Below are 12,434 nucleotides of genomic sequence, written 5' to 3' on the forward strand. Positions count from 1 at the left end.
GCGAAAAGCCGAAGGCAATCCTGTGCGCCTCGTCAGACAAGATGTGCGGCCGCATCAATCGGGCCCAAAAGCCGCACTCTCACGAATAGGACGGGCTAGTCCTTCCCGCCCAGCGAGATGTCCGGCGCATCCGGCCGCTTCATGCCGAGCACATGGTAGCCGGAATCGACGTGATGCACCTCGCCGGTGACGCCGCGCGAGAGGTCGGAGAGGAAGTACAGCGCGCTGCCGCCGACGTCTTCGGTCGAGACGTTGCGCCGCATCGGCGCGTTGTATTCGTTCCACTTCAGGATATAGCGGAAGTCGCCGATGCCGGATGCCGCGAGCGTCTTGATCGGTCCCGCCGAGATGGCGTTGACGCGAATGTTCTTCTCGCCGAGATCGGCGGCGAGATAGCGCACACTGGCCTCCAGCGCAGCCTTGGCGACGCCCATCACGTTGTAATGCGGCATCCATTTCTCGGCGCCGTAGTAGCTGAGCGTGATGAGCGAGCCGCCATCCGTCATCAGCTTCTCGGCGCGCTGCGCCACCGCGGTGAACGAATAGCAGGAGATCAGCATCGACTTCGAAAAATTCTCCTGCGTCGTGTCGACGTAGCGGCCGTCGAGCTGCTCGCCATAGGCGATCGCGTGCACCAGGAAGTCGATCTTGCCCCACTTCTCCTTCAGCACCGCGAAGGCGGCGTCGATGGTCGCGGCATCCGTGACGTCGCAATGGCCGAGCACGAGACCGCCGATCTCGGCGGCAAGCGGCTCGACGCGTTTCTTCAGCGCATCGCCCTGATAGGTGAAGGCGAGCTCGGCGCCGGCCGCGTGGCATGCCTTGGCAATGCCCCAGGCGATCGAGCGGTTGTTGGCAACGCCGAGGATCACCCCGCGCTTGCCTTGCATCAGACCTGAATTCTGCGCCATTTGAACGTCCCGTCGAACTCTCGTTGAGGTCTGGAGGTACACCAGCCCTCCCCTGCGGTACAGCCCTAATACGCGGCGTTAACGCTGTTTCGAGTGCCGGAATAGCCGTTCCGCTCGGGTGTTATGATCGTTGAGGCGCTCGCGCCGAACGCTTGGACTTCAAGACCGCAATGAACGCGTTTCGTCAGAGTGTGGAAGTCATGATCCCGGCGTTACGGCGCTACGCCCGCGCGCTCACGCGCGATGCGGATGCGGCCGACGATCTGGTGCAGGATACATTGGTGCGCGCGCTGCGTTCGGAACGCCTGTTTCTCGGGGGCGACGTCAGGAGCTGGCTCTATACGATCCTGACCAACCTCAACAAGAACCGGCGGCGCTCACTGGCAAGGCGGCCGCAATTCATGCCGCTGACGGAGAACAACCCGGATGCCAGCGGGACCGAGGCCGAAGGACGTGACATCGAGAAGGCGCTGGCCACCCTCGTCGAGGAACAGCGTTCGGTGCTGCTTCTGGTGATGCTGGAAGGCATGAGCTATCGCGAGGTCGCCGACATCCAGGGCGTGCCGATCGGCACCGTGATGTCGCGCCTGGCACGCGCACGGGCCCATGTTAAAGCCTCGCTGGAGGGTGAGCGCCCGGCGCTCAGGCGGGTGAAATGAGGACAGCGTGATGCATCGCACATCGTCCGCCCGCAGCCAGCCGAGGACGCGAGCGAAGTTGAGCCACGAACGATTTTTTGGGCCGCAGAGCCAGAGACGACCGATATGAACGACCGCAATATCCCGGTGACCGAAGACGAGCTGCACGCCTATGTCGACGGCGAGCTGCCGGCGGAACGACGCGCCGACGTCGAAGCCTGGCTCGCCGCCCATCCTGACGATGCCGAGCGGGTCCAATCCTGGCGGACCATGGCCGAGATGCTGCACGCCCGCTACGATTCCGTCGCGCAGGAGTCGGTGCCGGCACGGCTGGAGCTCGAGCGGCTGGAGCGCCGCCCGCGGCAATGGCTCTATGGCGCCGCCGCGGCCGTGCTGGTTGCTTTCGTCGCCGGCGGCACGGCCGGCTGGGTGGCACATGGCGCCGCCAACGCGCCCTCCACGTTCCAGAGGCTTACGGCAGACGCGCTCGATGCCCACCGCCTCTACGTCGTCGAGGTCCGCCATCCCGTCGAAGTCGGCGGCAACGAGCGTGACCATCTCCAGGCCTGGCTGACCCGGCGCTGCGGCTGGACGGTGTTCGCTCCGAACCTGGAGGCGAGCGGGCTGAAGCTTGTCGGTGGCCGGCTTCTGCCCGGGCCGAGCGGTCCGGCGTCGTTCCTGATGTATGAGGGCGCCTCGGGTGAGCGGTACACGATTTACGCCACCAAGACCGAGACTGGTGCGACGCAGATGCGCTACGCCAGAACGGACAAGGACGAGGCGCTGTTCTGGGCCGAACGCGGCGTCGGCTACGTCGTCAGCGGTGGGGGTGATCGCGAGCGGCTGACGAAGGTGGCGCAGGCCGTGTACGACCAGGTAGAGAAAAGCGGCACCTGACAGCAGCGCCATGGCCGAAGCCACGCTCTCGACGCGCTTCGGGACGCGGATGCCTCGATTCCGTCATTGAAAATTTGGAATCAAGACATCGGCGCGTCTCATTATCGCACCGGATGATGACGCGAAAATGAGCAGCGTTCGATCCGCCGATCGACGCGGGCGGCCTCGATTGGGGCTTTGGTACCGCGCTGGTCCCCCTCTCGAGGCCGCACCTTATTGACGGCTGCCCCGCCGGACAGCCGACACGTCTTGAAGTCAGCGTTGAGCGCGCTGCGCTTCAGACCCAAGTTGAGCATCATCCTTTCGGGAAAAGCATGCTCCGATCGTCGAGGTGGCCTCGGATAGCGCCCTAGCCGAGCCCGCTACGCGGATTGTAGGGGTGGTGGTCCCGCCACTTCTCCATCAATGCTTCGAGCTCGGCGTCGTTCCCGTCCGGTAGCATAATCCTGATGGTCACGAAGAGATCCCCGGTTCCACCAGCTTTCGGCAAGCCTTTGCCCTTGAGGCGGAAGGTCCGGCCGCTGGAGGTGTTCTTCGGGACCGAAAGCTCCACGGCATTCCCGAGGGTGGGCACGCGGACCTTGCCGCCGAGCACCGCCTCATACAACGTCACCGGCAGGTCGATCCTGAGGTCGGCGCCCTCGACCTTGAAAAACGGGTGCGGCGCGATGTTGATGGTGATCAGGAGATCGCCCGGCGGATGGCCCTGCGCGCTCTCGCCCTGCCCCCGGAGCCGAATCTGCTGGCCCTCGGTGACGCCGGCCGGAATTTTGACGTTGAGCTCCTTGCCCGTCGGCAGCCGGACGCGCTTCTCGCCCCCCTTGGCCGACTCTTCCAGCGAGACGGACATGGCGACATTCACATCGAGATCCAGCCCAATGCCGCCGGTATCGAATTCGAACTGGGCGCCGCCGCCGGCCCCAGGCCGGGCGCCGCGCATCCCGCCGCCGAACATGCTGTTGAGGATATCCTCGAACGCGCCGCCGCCCGGGGCACCACCCGCCCCGCCGCTCCGGAACGAATAGCTTTCGAACCCGCCGGGACCCGCGCGGCCGCGCGGCCCCCCGCCGCCAGGAAAACCCTGGAAGCGTGGCTTGCCCTCGGCATCAATCTCGCCGCGGTCAAACTGCTTGCGCTTGTCCTCGTCGCCGAGGATCTCGTTGGCCGAGTTGATCTCGGCGAAGCGCTCGGCAGCCTTCGGATCACCCTTGTTGCTGTCCGGATGGTGCTTCTTGGCCAGCTTGCGATAGGCGCCCTTGATCGCGGCAGCGCTGGCGCTCCGCGGCACCCCCAAGACCTCATAGGGGTCGCGCATTCGTCACGTCTCCTTCAAGAATCGAATTGTTTCAAAGGGCTCCCCGCCCCACCTGCGGATCATGTGGGAAGAGAGTGGCATTTTTGCAACTAGCGCAGTGCCTAGCTCCGCCACGGCTTTAGCGTATGAATCTGCCAACGGCCACGGCTGCTTTGGCAGCCGGCACCCTGGAGCCAGCTTTCGGTGCTGCCGTTGACGTAGCTCGCCAGAAAGTCGCGGCATTTGCGTCCGTCCTCGGCGGCATAGGACTGGGCGATCGGCGTCACCGAGCCGCGCGCCCCGGTCTCGGGATTCTCCCAGTGCTGGCTGGAATCCTTGTCGCCCTTGCTGAGGACGTCGGAGGCGGCATTGCGCGCGAAGGCGAGATCGGTCTCGGTGGGCGCCGCGTCTCTCGCCGGCCGCGCGATCGAGCCGGTGAGATCGCTGTCCTCAGTCTTGGCGTAGGCACTCGTGTCATTGCGGGAGAAGCTGCAGCCGCCGGCGCCGAGCCCGACCAGAATCATCGTCACGACGAGGCCGGAGGGCCGGATCGCCGATAGGCCAACGCGATCCCATGCCCTATATAGGGCGGTAGCGGACAAGGACGCATTTTGGGCCGCGGGACGCAACTCGGACTCCAGACATGACCGACACGACCTCGATGAAACACCAGACACCCTTAACATCCGGTGATTTCACCGCCGCGGACGAGCCATTTGCGCTGTTCGAGGCCTGGCTGAACGAGGCGACCAAGAGCGAGCCGAACGATCCGAACGCCATGGCGCTCGCAACCGTCGGCCCTGACGGGCTGCCGGACGTCCGCATGGTGCTGATGAAGGGCTTCGATACCGAAGGTTTCGTCTTCTACAGCCACATCGCCAGCCAGAAGGGCCGCGAACTCGCCGCAAATCCTAAGGCAGCGTTACTGTTTCACTGGAAGTCGCTGCGCCGTCAGGTCCGCATCCGCGGCAACGTGACGCCGGTGACCGACACTGAAGCCGACGCCTATTTCGCCACCCGCCCCAAGCAGGCCCAGATCGGCGCCTGGGCGAGCAAGCAGTCGCAAGAGCTTGAGAGCCGCTTCGCCTTCGAGCAGGCCATCGCCAAGGTTGCGGCCAGATATGTCATCGGCGAAGTGCCGCGGCCGCCGGGCTGGAGCGGCTGGCGCATCACGCCGCTGCGGATCGAGTTCTGGCACGACCGCCCGTTCCGCCTGCACGACCGCATCGAATTTCGCCGTGACGCCGCCGGCCAGAAATGGTCCAAGGCGCGGATGTACCCTTGATCCTCATCTTGATACTTGCCTCGAGCTTTGGGCCGACCTGAAAGATGTCCATGCCGCATTCGTCCAATGCGCCGCGCCGCACGCTGCTCCTGACCGGAGCAAGCCGCGGCATCGGCCACGCCACCGTGATCCGCTTTTCCTCGGCGGGATGGCGCGTCATCACGTGCTCGCGGCATCCCTTCCCGGAGGACTGCCCGTGGGACGCGGGGCCCGAGGACCACATCCAAGTCGACCTCGGCAATCCCAAGGACACTGCGCGCGCGATCTCCGATATCCGCAACCGGCTGGAGGGCGGCATGCTGCATGCGCTGGTCAACAACGCCGCGATCTCGCCGAAGGGCCCGGGCGGCTCCCGGCTCGGCTCGGTCGACACCGACCTCGACACCTGGACGCATGTCTTCCATGTCAACTTCTTCGCGCCGATCATGATGGCACGCGGGCTGATCGAGGAATTGAAGGTGGCCAAGGGCTCGGTCGTCAACGTCACTTCGATCGCGGGCTCGCGCGTGCATCCCTTCGCGGGCGCCGCCTACGCGACCTCGAAGGCCGCGCTCGCCTCGCTGACGCGCGAGATGGCGTCCGATTTCGGCCGTATCGGCGTCCGCGTCAATGCGATCGCGCCGGGCGAGATCGACACCTCGATCCTGTCGCCGGGCACCGAGAAGATCGTCGAGCAGCAGATCCCGATGCACCGCCTCGGCACGCCCGACGAAGTAGCAAAAATCATCTACGTGCTGTGCACGGACACCAGCTCTTACGTCAACGGCGCCGAAATCCACATCAACGGCGGCCAGCACGTTTAGGCAAGGCGCGCAAGCATGGGCCGGTTCGCGAGCACCGCCTCACTCTACGAGCATTTGCGGCCGCCTTATCCGGGCGAATTGTTTCGCAACGTCGCGCAAAAGCTTGGTCTCTCCAGAGAGAGCAGCCTGATCGACCTCGGCACCGGCCCCGGGCTCTTGGCGCTCGGCTTCGGGCCCTATGTCGGTCGCGTCGTCGGCGTCGATCCCGAACCCGCGATGATCGAGGCGGCACACCATGCCGCAAGGGGCGCAGGGCGGCATGTTACGCTGATCGAAGGCAAGGCCGAAACGCTTGCCCCCGATATCGGCAGTTTCGACATCGTGACGATCGGACGCGCGCTGCATTGGATGGATCGCGACCCGACACTAGCACTGCTCGACTGGCTGGTCGCGCACGACGGTGTAATTGCCATCTGCGCCGCGTTCTCCGCCACCGACGGCCGCAACCCGTGGCTTGACGGCTACAACGAAATCCGGCGCCGCTGGTCGCCAGTCGGGCTCTGGAAGGCGACCGGTCGGGGCACACGGACTCACCGCGACCTTGCCGCATTCTTTCGCGGCAGCTCGTTTCGGCCGGCTCAACTCGTCACAGTCGAGACCAGCCACCTGGTCGGCCTTCATGACCTGGCGAAACGCACACTCACCTATTCGTCGACATCGCCGGACGTCTTGGGCGAAAATGTCGAGGATATGCTGCGCGATGTCGGAAAGCATCTCGTCTCGTTCAGCCGCGACGGCGCGATCGCCGAGACTGTTGTCTCGACGGCGCAGATCGTGACGCGCTAGCTGGTTTGCCGGAGGACGGAAGCAAGGCGATCCAGACAACGCCGCCGCAAGGCCTGGATCGCCCTTACCTTCCGTTCCTCAATCGAGTCGAATCCGACGCGACCTCTCGCGTGGCCGCGGAGCGGCCGTGCTGAATGCAGTCGAGCAGTCGTCGTCGTTCTCACCATCGAGCAGCGGAGCACCACAGTGCCGGCACATGCGTGCCGACATCGACGGCGCCTTGCCGCTCGCCAGGACCTGGCGATAGTTCGCCAGATCGATGACGTTGCGGGGCGACGTTATGTGTTTCTCAACCATGGCTGTTCCTCGCGGCTACGCACTGCTTATCGCAGACAAGTTTCGCGCAAACGTTCAGCCCACCGCTCAAATTTTACCGGAGGAATTGCGGCATGGCGCGGACATCACGGCGCCGCCTCAATCCCGATCTATTCTGCGACACGATCTACCGTGTCTCTGCGAGCGGCGTAAGGTCTCGGTAGGGATCTTTGCTCGAGCATGACTCCTACAGCCACTTCTTCCACTTGAAGATCCAGTACGGGACGATGGCGGCGGCCAGCATCATCACCAGCGCCATCGGATAGCCGTGCACCCATTCGAGTTCCGGCATCACCTTGAAGTTCATGCCGTAGACCGAGGCGATCAGCGTCGGCGGCATCAGGACGACGGCCATCACCGAGAACAGCTTGATGATGTTGTTCTGCTCGAGATTGACGACGCCGAGCATGGCGTCGAGCACGAAGGTGATCTTGTTGGAGAGATAGGAGGCATGGTCGGTCAACGAGGCGACGTCGCGCTGCATGGTCTTGAGCTGCTCGCGCATGTCCTTCGACCATTTCACGCCCTCGACCACCGCGGACAGGAACGTCACGACGCGACCGATCGACACCAGACTCTCGCGAACCTTCGAGGTCAAATCACCCTTGCGGCCAATCGAGATCAGGATCTGGGAGTATCTCTTTGCCTGCCCGTGGCGCTCGCTCTCGGGCTCGAAGATGTCGTGCGAGACCTGATCGATCTCGGCGCCGCAACGCTCCAGAATATCGGCGCAGCGGTCGATCACAGAGCTGGCCCCGGTTGTTTGGACAGCGCCCCGCTGGATTTAAGTGGATTCCTGCCGGGTTATGCTGAACGCGGGGCTTTACGGTTTTGTCGTTGCGTCGGGAGGGCGTAGCCCGACCAGAGCGACGACAAAACCGTCGGCGACGGTCATGCGGCCATCACCATAGCTTGCGTGCCGAAGTAAGCCTCGTCGGGCGTGCGCCCGTCAAGGCTCGAGTGAGGGCGTCCCTGATTGTAGAAGGCCAGATACTTGGCAATTGACGCTCGCGCCTCGGACACGCTGTCGTAGGCGCGGAGATATACTTCTTCGTATTTGACCGTGCGCCAGAGCCGCTCGACAAACACGTTGTCGCGCCAGGCGCCCTTGCCGTCCATGCTGATGGCGATCTTCGCGTCCAGCAGCACATCGGTGAACTCGAGGCTGGTGAACTGGCTGCCCTGATCCGTGTTGAAAATCTCGGGCCTGCCGTGCTTCGCCAACGCCTCCTGGACCGCTTCGACGCAGAAGGCCGCCTCCATTGTGATCGAGACGCGATGGGCCAGGACCCGTCGGCTGAACACATCGACGACCGCCGCGAGATAGACGAAGCCACGCCGCATCGGAATGTAGGTGATGTCCATTGCCCACGCATGGTCGGGCCGCTCGATCTTCAATCCGCGCAACAGGTACGGGTAGATCTTGTGACCCGGAGCCGGCTTGCTCGTGTTCGGGCGACGATAGACCGCCTCGATCCCCATGCGCTTCATCAGCGTCGCGATGTGGCGGCGACCGGCGTATACGCCCTCCCGCCGCAGCAACGATCGCAGCATACGCGCTCCCGCGAAGGGATAATCGAGATGCAGCTCATCGAGCCGACGCATCAAGGCAAGGTCCTCGGCCGAAACTGGCCGAGGTTCATAGTAGACCGTGCTGCGAGCCAGCTTCAGGACCTTCGCCTGGCGCACGATAGAAAGATCATGATCGCGGTCGATCATCGCTTTGCGCTCAGCAGGCCCGCCTTGGTGAGCGCGCCGGACAAAAAATCGTTTTCCAACGCCAGCTCGCCGATCTTGGCATGTAACGCCTTCAAATCGACCGGCGTCTCGGCCGATGTCTTGTCATGCCCAAACACGCCGGCGGCGCCTTCCAGGAGCTGGTTTTTCCAGATCGTGATCTGGTTCGGATGAACATCAAACAGTTGCGCCAGCTCCGCCAGTGTCTTGTCGCCTTTGACCGCAGCCAAAGCAACCTTCGCCTTGAATGCCGGAGAATGCGTCCGGCGGCTCTTCTTCGTCATCTTCGCTCCTGATTCGCAGCAAGAATCCTCGCCGCTGTCAGGCAGAAAATCCACTCAAGCTACTGTCCGAATTTGCGGGGCCAGCTCTCACCGCATCCAGCAGCTCCATCAGCACCATCTCGCCGGTGATGGAAGGCGTGCAGGAGCGAGAGAGCTTGGCCTCGACCAGCGCGAACGGCTTCGGCTGGTCATATCGCACCGTCACCAGGCGGTGGTCGCCGAGGATGAAGGTCACCGCCGTGGTCCGGGGCATGTCGGTATCGGAGTGGCACATCAGCGTCGCAGTCATGTAGCGCGCGCCGTTCTCCATATAGAGGCGGCTGGAGATCTCGATCTCCTGCATGTCTTCCCGGGTCGGGATGGCGATGCCCGCGAGCCGCTCCACCGCCTTGTCCTCGGCCGCGCTCGGATTGACCAGGTCGATCCAGACGGCGTTCTCCGGCACGGCAGCAAGATCCTCGATGACCGCCTTCTTGAGGACGGACTCGGAGGGAACAAACACCGAAAACATGAAAAGCTCCAGAGATCCTGCGACAGCCAGCCCTTAGCGCGATTCTGGCAGGTTCACGATGACAACAACATTAACGGGGCGTTTAGACTTGTGGCGACCCGAGGCTCAACTGTGGCACGGAATCGACAGTTCGCCGCGTCCTGCCGAAAAACCCGCACAACAGCGCAAAATTTGCGGCAGAAAAGCCACAGCTGGGCCCTCGTAGCGCGGGATAAGCCCTTCAGAGCTGGAATTGGAGCTATGGCTGATTTTGGGTGACGCGGCCTGATCAGGCGGCGTGGCTTTCAGTGTTCGGAATGACTTCGATTCCGTCGATGAACTTTACACCGGCGATGACTTTCGGCAACTGGTTCGTGCTCTTCAATCGCCGCCAGGTCTTCGATGCGGCGTCGATGAGCTTGAACACCATCAGCTTCGCAGTTTGTTGCGACAGCGATCCCTTGGTCCGCACCGTTCGGTGGCGCACCGTGGCGAAGACGCTCTCGATCGGGTTCGAGCTGCGTAGGTGGATCCAGTGCTCAGCAGGGAAGTCGAAGAAGGCGAGCAGCGCATGGCGATCCTTGATCAGGCACTCCACCGCACGTCCGTATTTGACGTGGTATTTCTCGACGAAGACGTCGATCGCGGTTTCAGCTTCGGCCCGGTGTGGGGCCAGATAGATGTTCCGCAGGTCGTTCTTCATGGGGCCCTGCACGGATTTGGCGACCTTGTCGAGTACGTTGCTCACTTTATGGCACCAGCATCGTTGGTGCCGCGTGCCGGGAAAGGCCTCGTCCAGTGCCTTCCAGAAGCCGAGGGCGCCGTCGCCGATGGCGAGTTGCGGGGCAATCCGTAACCCGCGTTGCCGCAGGTCGATCAGGAGTTCGCGCCAGCTCTGCGCGCTCTCGCGCACGCCGACCTGGAAGCCGATCAGCTCCTTCTTGCCTTCCGGCGTGGTGCCAATCAGCACCAGCATGCATTCGCTGTGATCTTCCATGCGGGCCTGCAGGTACACGCCATCGGCCCAGATGTAGACATAGCGACGCGCCGACAGATCGCGTCTCTGCCAGCGTTCGTACTCGACCTGCCAATCGGCCTTCAGGCCGGCGATCACCGAAGGCGACAGGTTCGGCGCATCCTTGCCGAGCAGCGCCGAGAGCGCCTCCTGGAAGTCGCCGGTCGAGATGCCGCGCAAATAGAGGACCGGGATCAAGGCATCCAGGCTCTTCGTCCGCCGCGCCCATAGCGGCAGGATTGCCGAACTGAAGCGGAGGCGGTCGCCTGGCCCGCTCGCTCCGCGGTCGCGGACCTTGGGACGAGCGACCTCCACCGGACCGATGCCGGTCGCAATCTCGCGCACCGGACCGTGCCCATGTCGGACCAGGCGCGCTCGACCGTCGGGCAGCGTCAGATTGGCCGTGCTGGCCAGAAACGCGCCAACCTCGATCTCGATCGCCCTGGCAAGCAGGTCCCGCGCGCCGGCACGAACGATATCGGTCAGTGATGTGGCAGATTTCAACGATAATGGGCTTAACGGAGTCGAGGAACTTGGGCGCCAAGCTCAAGCCTTCCGCACGGTATTGTTTTGATTGGAACCAAACCATGTCGTCGCTGAAAGTTATGTTGGGGATTTTGGCCGCCGGCCTGATGCTGTCGGGCTGCATGCAGGCCACTCACTATGAGGCGACCGACACCAAGTCGTTCAAGCCGAAGGACAAGGAACTGCTCGCCAAGGTCAAATACGAGAACACCCCGGTCGCAGAGCCGTTCCGCCGCGCCATCGTCGAATACCACCGCAAGGAATCGCCGGGCTCGATCGTGGTCGATTCCGACAACCATTACCTCTACTACGTGCTCGAGGGCGGCAAGGCGATCCGCTACGGCATCACCGTTGGCGAAGAGGCCATGGCCTGGTCGGGCATCGCCAAGGTGGGCAGCAAGACCGAGTGGCCGGCCTGGCACCCCACCCCGGGCGAAATTTCGCGTCTGGGCGTACCGACCTATGTCGCCCCCGGCCCGGACAATCCGATGGGCTCCCGCGCGCTGTACCTCTATTCGGGGGGTAAGGACACGCTGTTCCGCATCCACGGCACCAACCAGCCGGAATATATCGGCGCCTCGATCTCGTCAGGCTGCATCCGCCTGACCCCCGCGGGTCACTTCAAATTCCTCCGGGTGTGGTCAGTCAAATTCCTCCACCCGCGAGGCAGGACAAGGGACTGTTAGTTTGAGTTTGTTTCCCGGGCAAGAGCTTCAGCGGCTTCTTTGAGCCGATAGCTGCGTCCGTCGAACTCAAGCAGATGGCAATGATGCATAAGGCGATCGAGGATCGTCGTGCTCATAGTGTTGTCCCCAAGGTATGCCCCCCAATCCTGCACGACGCGATTGGAGGTGACGATGACGCTGCGGCGCAGTTTGTAACGCTGATGGATCAGGGTCTGCAGCAAAGTGCCGGCGTCGTCGGGGATGGCGCGTGCGAGGAATAGATCGTCCAGCACGAGGAGATCGCAGTCGATGATGGTTCGCAGCCGGACCTCGCGTTGTGCCGGAGAGTTCAGGGCGTAGCGGTGGAAGAAGTCGTCGGTCTCAAGATACTGGACCTTGTGGCTTTGCAGGATCGCCTGATAGGCAATCGCCTTGGCGATGTGCGACTTCCCGGTGCCAGGTTTGCCAACAAGCAGAGCGTTCTCGCCAGCGGCAATGAACGCCAGGGTGTGGAGCTGGAAGCAGGTCTGACGTGGCAGTTTGGGATTGAAGGACCAGTCGAACTCGGCGAGCGTCAGCTTTTCGTCGAGCCCGGATTGCTGGTATCGCCGCTCGATAAGACGGGACTGACGACGGTCCAGTTCATCCTGCAGGATAAGGGAGAAGGTCTCGAGGAAGGGCTGGTTGGCGCCCTGCGCCTGGAGCACGCGCGTCTGCAGCGTGTCGCGGACACCCGACAGGCGCAGCTGTCGTAGGCAACGCTCAATTTCCGGCATGGTCATCATGTGG

13 protein-coding genes and 2 pseudogenes are annotated in these 12,434 nt (G+C 63.3%); 6 read left to right on the forward strand and 9 right to left on the reverse strand.

The annotated features are described in order from the left end of the window. Positions 1-95 precede the first annotated feature (95 nt). Positions 96-911, reverse strand: coding sequence for an enoyl-ACP reductase FabI (gene fabI, locus ABIF91_RS05315; RefSeq protein ID WP_028180364.1), 816 nt, complete (start codon positions 909-911; stop codon positions 96-98). 170 nt (positions 912-1,081) lie between these two features. On the opposite strand from fabI, the gene ABIF91_RS05320 reads away from it, so the two are divergent. Next, a complete protein-coding gene (locus tag ABIF91_RS05320) occupies positions 1,082-1,570 on the forward strand; it encodes a sigma-70 family RNA polymerase sigma factor (RefSeq protein ID WP_028180365.1) in 489 nt (162 codons plus the stop codon). Between the two features lie 105 nt (positions 1,571-1,675). Further along, positions 1,676-2,446 (forward strand): anti-sigma factor family protein, encoded by a 771-nt coding sequence (locus ABIF91_RS05325; protein ID WP_424578792.1) that lies wholly within the window; start codon positions 1,676-1,678, stop codon positions 2,444-2,446. Between the two features lie 349 nt (positions 2,447-2,795). Here the strand turns inward: ABIF91_RS05325 and ABIF91_RS05330 are convergent, their stop codons facing one another. Both ABIF91_RS05330 and ABIF91_RS05335 read right to left on the reverse strand, forming a co-directional pair. Further along, on the reverse strand, positions 2,796-3,761 hold the full coding sequence (locus tag ABIF91_RS05330) for a DnaJ C-terminal domain-containing protein (protein WP_028180367.1): 966 nt from the start codon (positions 3,759-3,761) through the stop codon (positions 2,796-2,798). A gap of 101 nt (positions 3,762-3,862) precedes the next feature. After that, positions 3,863-4,264 carry an RT0821/Lpp0805 family surface protein gene (locus ABIF91_RS05335; RefSeq protein ID WP_348522448.1) on the reverse strand — a complete coding sequence of 134 codons (402 nt, stop codon included), beginning with the start codon at positions 4,262-4,264 and terminating at the stop codon, positions 3,863-3,865. A 119-nt stretch (positions 4,265-4,383) separates the two neighbouring features. Here ABIF91_RS05335 and pdxH point away from each other — a divergent pair, with 119 nt between their 5' ends. Genes pdxH through ABIF91_RS05350 form a run of 3 tightly spaced genes read left to right on the forward strand, consistent with a single transcriptional unit; the run spans position 4,384 to position 6,614 of the window. Next, complete coding sequence (gene pdxH, locus ABIF91_RS05340) at positions 4,384-5,025, forward strand: pyridoxamine 5'-phosphate oxidase (protein WP_028180369.1); 642 nt, start codon at positions 4,384-4,386, stop codon at positions 5,023-5,025. Between the two features lie 50 nt (positions 5,026-5,075). After that, positions 5,076-5,828 carry an SDR family NAD(P)-dependent oxidoreductase gene (locus tag ABIF91_RS05345; protein WP_028180370.1) on the forward strand — a complete coding sequence of 251 codons (753 nt, stop codon included), beginning with the start codon at positions 5,076-5,078 and terminating at the stop codon, positions 5,826-5,828. A gap of 15 nt (positions 5,829-5,843) precedes the next feature. Next, positions 5,844-6,614 carry a class I SAM-dependent methyltransferase gene (locus tag ABIF91_RS05350; protein WP_028180371.1) on the forward strand — a complete coding sequence of 257 codons (771 nt, stop codon included), beginning with the start codon at positions 5,844-5,846 and terminating at the stop codon, positions 6,612-6,614. Between the two features lie 78 nt (positions 6,615-6,692). Here ABIF91_RS05350 and ABIF91_RS05355 read toward each other — a convergent pair whose 3' ends face one another. The 5 genes and pseudogenes from ABIF91_RS05355 to ABIF91_RS05375 form a co-directional block, all read right to left on the reverse strand. Beyond that, complete coding sequence (locus ABIF91_RS05355; protein WP_035696491.1) at positions 6,693-6,911, reverse strand: hypothetical protein; 219 nt, start codon at positions 6,909-6,911, stop codon at positions 6,693-6,695. A 205-nt stretch (positions 6,912-7,116) separates the two neighbouring features. After that, positions 7,117-7,677 (reverse strand): annotated as a pseudogene (locus ABIF91_RS05360) (CorA family divalent cation transporter); the annotation flags it as partial. Between the two features lie 143 nt (positions 7,678-7,820). After that, a protein-coding gene (locus ABIF91_RS05365) for an IS3-like element ISRj2 family transposase (protein ID WP_129557670.1) occupies positions 7,821-8,950 on the reverse strand; the annotation gives its coding sequence in 2 pieces (ribosomal slippage) (positions 7,821-8,698 and positions 8,698-8,950; 1,131 coding nt in all). 88 nt (positions 8,951-9,038) lie between these two features. Further along, positions 9,039-9,461, reverse strand: a pseudogene (locus tag ABIF91_RS05370) (CorA family divalent cation transporter); the annotation flags it as partial. 268 nt (positions 9,462-9,729) lie between these two features. Further along, a complete protein-coding gene (locus ABIF91_RS05375; protein WP_424578793.1) occupies positions 9,730-10,959 on the reverse strand; it encodes an IS256 family transposase in 1,230 nt (409 codons plus the stop codon). Positions 10,960-11,042: 83 nt separating this feature from the next. Here ABIF91_RS05375 and ABIF91_RS05380 point away from each other — a divergent pair, with 83 nt between their 5' ends. Continuing rightward, entirely contained in the window at positions 11,043-11,666 is a 624-nt protein-coding gene (locus ABIF91_RS05380) for a L,D-transpeptidase (RefSeq protein WP_424578794.1), read from the forward strand. Here the strand turns inward: ABIF91_RS05380 and istB are convergent. Further along, positions 11,663-12,430 carry an IS21-like element IS1631 family helper ATPase IstB gene (gene istB, locus ABIF91_RS05385; protein ID WP_038952109.1) on the reverse strand — a complete coding sequence of 256 codons (768 nt, stop codon included), beginning with the start codon at positions 12,428-12,430 and terminating at the stop codon, positions 11,663-11,665. The two genes, ABIF91_RS05380 and istB, sit on opposite strands and share 4 nt — an antisense overlap. Between the last annotated feature and the right edge of the window lie 4 nt (positions 12,431-12,434).

Source organism: Bradyrhizobium sp. USDA 241 (assembly GCF_049739505.1).
Lineage (GTDB): Bacteria > Pseudomonadota > Alphaproteobacteria > Rhizobiales > Xanthobacteraceae > Bradyrhizobium > Bradyrhizobium liaoningense.